The sequence below is a fragment of the Streptomyces sp. NPDC059456 genome (genome assembly GCF_042750055.1).
Lineage (GTDB): Bacteria > Actinomycetota > Actinomycetes > Streptomycetales > Streptomycetaceae > Streptomyces.
In genome coordinates this window covers 1-3,693 of the sequence record NZ_JBHYVA010000786.1, presented here as the reverse complement: position 1 = coordinate 3,693, position 3,693 = coordinate 1, and the positions used below count along the sequence as shown (strand labels likewise).

Genomic DNA, 3,693 nt, shown 5'->3' with positions numbered 1-3,693 from the left:
TCCCCCCGGAGAGACTGTCTCCCCCCCCCGCCCGCCCCCCCACCCCCCCCCCCCCCCCCCCCCCACACCGGTCCGTGGGGCCAGGATCGGTGCATGCTCTGGTCAGACCCGAAGGACGAGCCGCCCCGGGACATGCGGGACGTGCAGGCGATGGTGCGGCGGATGACCGTGGTGGTCGTCCTCGCGATGCTGGTCGTCGTGTACGTGCTGGGCGTGGGCTTCTAGGGCGCGGGCTTCCAGGGCGCGGGCCTTCGGGGCGCCCCTACGATGGCGGGCATGACTGCTGCTGCCCACGCCCTCGTCCTCGCCTCCGCCTCACCCGCCCGGCTCAACCTGCTGCGGCAGGCCGGCATGGCCCCGCACGTGATCGTCAGTCACTTCGACGAGGACGCGCTCAGCGCGGACACCCCGGCCGAGCTCGCGCTGGCGCTGGCCGAGGCCAAGGCGGACGTCGTGGCGGCCCTGGACGAGGCCGCGGGCGCGCTGGTGATCGGCTGCGACTCGGTGCTGGAGCTGGACGGCGAGGCGCTCGGCAAGCCGGCGGACGCCGAGGAGGCCACGGCGCGCTGGAAGTCGATGCGCGGGCGGGCGGGCGTGCTGCGCACCGGGCACTGCGTGATCGACACGGCGACCGGGCGCCGGGTCTCGGCCACGGCGTCCACGACGGTCCGGTTCGGCGAGCCGACGGACGCCGAGGTGGCCGCGTACGTGGCGAGCGGCGAGCCGCTGCACGTGGCCGGTGCCTTCACCCTGGACGGGCTGTCGGCGCCGTTCATCGAGGGCATCGACGGCGACCCCGGCAACGTCATCGGGCTGTCGCTGCCGCTGCTGCGCTCCCTGCTGGCCGAACTGGGCGTGTCCATCACGGATTTGTGGGCCTGAGCTCCCCGTACGGCGGAGGCGGGGTGTCCTGGACGTCCTGGACGTCCGGGGCGCCCGCCGGGGCTCCCCCGGGGCCTCCCGGGGCTCCGGTGGCCCCCGGGGTCGCCGTGCCCTCGTCCTGGGCCGCGTAGAGCGTCAGGGTCAGGACGAGCAGGCACAGGATCACCATCGTCACCGTGAAGGCGCCCCAGCCGACGAGGCCGGCGGCGACGGCGCCGAGCAGCCCGTGGGTGACGGCGGCGGTGACGAGCACGACGCGCGCGAAGGTTCCCGGGGCCCGGTCCCGTACGGCGACCACGGCGAGGAGCACGGCGCACAGGAGCAGGAACGCGCCGATGCCCGCCCCCATCGCGTACGTTGCCGTGGACATGACATCAGGGTCCATGCCCGCGATCGACATCGACTGGTTGCGGGTGGTCCGGCCCAGGACCAGGTGGACGAGAACGAGGACCGCCGCCTCGGCGACGAGCACGATCGCGGCCAGCCCGGCCACGAGTCTGCGCAGCACGACGCCCACGGCGAACCCACCCCTCCAACGACTCCCCGGCCACAAGCCTGTTCGACGCCCTGGAGGCTACTAACGGGTAAACGTACGGACAAGGGGGCCGGGCCGCTTCGTTGCACGAGGGGCCCCGCCCGGCGATCACGCAAAGAATGTGTGGGCCGTTCGTAGGGACTCGACAAAGAATCACAGGGGCCCGCTGACCCGGCGAACAGAGACCTCGGATGGGTGACGGGGTTACTGTGCAGTTGGGGATCCCCCTGACCTGGGGCGCCACAAGGGCTTTCCTCGCTTGAGGCAGACTCGAATCACACTCCGTGTGGGCAAGGTCACCTCTAGGGAAGGGTCGAAACGCCGTGTGGGCTGTCCCTAAACTCAGCTTGTTTCAAGGAGGGAGCCATCGTGCGCAAGGTGCTCATCGCCAACCGTGGCGAAATCGCTGTCCGCGTTGCTCGGGCCTGCCGGGATGCCGGAATCGCAAGCGTAGCCGTCTACGCCGATCCGGACCGGGACGCCCTGCACGTCCGCGCGGCCGACGAAGCTTTCGCGTTGGGCGGTGACACCCCGGCCGCCAGCTACCTGGACATCTCCAAGGTCCTGCAGGCCGCCGCCGATTCCGGCGCGGACGCCATCCATCCCGGATACGGCTTCCTCTCCGAGAACGCCGACTTCGCGCAGGCCGTCCTCGACGCGGGCCTGACCTGGATCGGCCCGCCCCCGCAGGCCATCCGCGACCTCGGCGACAAGGTCGCCGCCCGGCACATCGCCCAGCGCGCCGGCGCGCCGCTCGTCGCCGGCACCCCGGACCCGGTGTCCGGTGCCGACGAGGTCGTCGCGTTCGCCAAGGAGCACGGCCTGCCGATCGCGATCAAGGCCGCCTTCGGCGGTGGCGGTCGCGGCCTGAAGGTCGCCCGCACCCTCGAAGAGGTGCCGGAGCTCTACGAATCGGCCGTCCGTGAGGCCGTCGCCGCGTTCGGCCGCGGCGAGTGCTTCGTCGAGCGCTACCTCGACAAGCCGCGGCACGTCGAGACCCAGTGCCTGGCCGACTCCCACGGCAACGTGGTCGTCGTCTCGACCCGTGACTGCTCGCTCCAGCGCCGCCACCAGAAGCTGGTGGAGGAGGCTCCCGCGCCGTTCCTGTCCGAGGCGCAGAACGCCGAGCTGTACGCCGCCTCGAAGGCGATCCTGAAGGAGGCCGGCTACGTCGGCGCCGGCACGGTCGAGTTCCTGGTCTCCGCCGACGGCCTGATCTCCTTCCTGGAGGTCAACACCCGTCTGCAGGTCGAGCACCCGGTCACCGAAGAGGTCTCCGGCATCGACCTCGTGCGCGAGATGTTCCGCATCGCCGACGGCGAGGAGCTCGGCTACGGCGACCCCGTGCTGCGCGGCCACTCGTTCGAGTTCCGCATCAACGGCGAGGACCCGGGCCGCGGCTTCCTGCCGGCCCCGGGCACCGTCACCAAGTTCGCCGCGCCGTCGGGTCCGGGCGTCCGCCTCGACACGGGCGTGGAGTCCGGCTCGGTCATCGGCCCGGCCTGGGACTCGCTGCTCGCCAAGCTGGTCGTCACGGGCGCCACCCGCGAGCAGGCCCTGCAGCGCGCCGCGCGTGCGCTGGCCGAGTTCGAGGTGGAGGGCATGGCCACGGCCATCCCGTTCCACCGCGCGGTCGTCACGGACCCCGCCTTCGCCCCGGCGGACGGCAGCCCGTTCACGGTCTTCACCCGCTGGATCGAGACCGAGTTCGTCAACGAGATCCCGGCGTTCGCCGCTCCCGCGGCCGAGGACGCCGAGGACGAGCCGGGCCGCGAGACGGTGGTCGTCGAGGTCGGCGGCAAGCGCCTGGAGGTCTCGCTGCCGTCCTCGCTGGGCATGACCCTGGCCCGCACGGCCGCCGCGGGCGGCGCCAAGCCCAAGCGCCGTGCGGCGAAGAAGTCCGGTCCGGCGGCTTCCGGCGACACCCTCGCGTCCCCGATGCAGGGCACGATCGTCAAGGTCGCGGTCGAGGAGGGCCAGCAGGTCAACGAGGGCGACCTGATCGTCGTCCTGGAGGCCATGAAGATGGAGCAGCCGTTGAACGCGCACCGCTCCGGCACGATCGTCGGCCTCACCGCCGAGGTGGGCGCGAGCCTCACCTCCGGGGCCACCATCTGCGAGATCAAGGACTGACGTCCTCGACCCGGCCCGGGGGCGGGGGGCCGGGCGGGGCGGGGCGGGGGGGCGGCGCGGGACGGGGGCGGGGGCGCGGGCCGCCCCCCCACCGCCCCCGCCCGGAGACGCACCACCAACACCCTCGACACACACACGACCCT

The 3,693-nt window shown here is 72.8% G+C and carries 4 protein-coding genes; 3 read left to right on the top strand and 1 reads right to left on the bottom strand.

Annotated elements, in window-relative coordinates; all coding sequences use genetic code 11:
• The first annotated feature begins 93 nt into the window (after nt 1-93).
• Nucleotides 94-225 (top strand): morphogenic membrane protein MmpB, encoded by a 132-nt coding sequence (gene mmpB, locus ACFXA3_RS38435; protein ID WP_385195305.1) that lies wholly within the window; start codon nt 94-96, stop codon nt 223-225.
• A 42-nt stretch (nt 226-267) separates the two neighbouring features.
• Entirely contained in the window at nt 268-882 is a 615-nt protein-coding gene (locus ACFXA3_RS38430; RefSeq protein ID WP_385195303.1) for a nucleoside triphosphate pyrophosphatase, read from the top strand.
• Here ACFXA3_RS38430 and ACFXA3_RS38425 read toward each other — a convergent pair.
• Nucleotides 863-1,390: a hypothetical protein gene (locus ACFXA3_RS38425; RefSeq protein ID WP_385195300.1), complete on the bottom strand. Its 528-nt coding sequence runs from the start codon at nt 1,388-1,390 to the stop codon at nt 863-865. The genes ACFXA3_RS38430 and ACFXA3_RS38425 overlap by 20 nt on opposite strands.
• 396 nt (nt 1,391-1,786) lie before the next feature.
• On the opposite strand from ACFXA3_RS38425, the gene ACFXA3_RS38420 reads away from it, so the two are divergent.
• Entirely contained in the window at nt 1,787-3,550 is a 1,764-nt protein-coding gene (locus tag ACFXA3_RS38420) for an acetyl/propionyl/methylcrotonyl-CoA carboxylase subunit alpha (protein ID WP_385195297.1), read from the top strand.
• Nucleotides 3,551-3,693 lie beyond the last annotated feature (143 nt).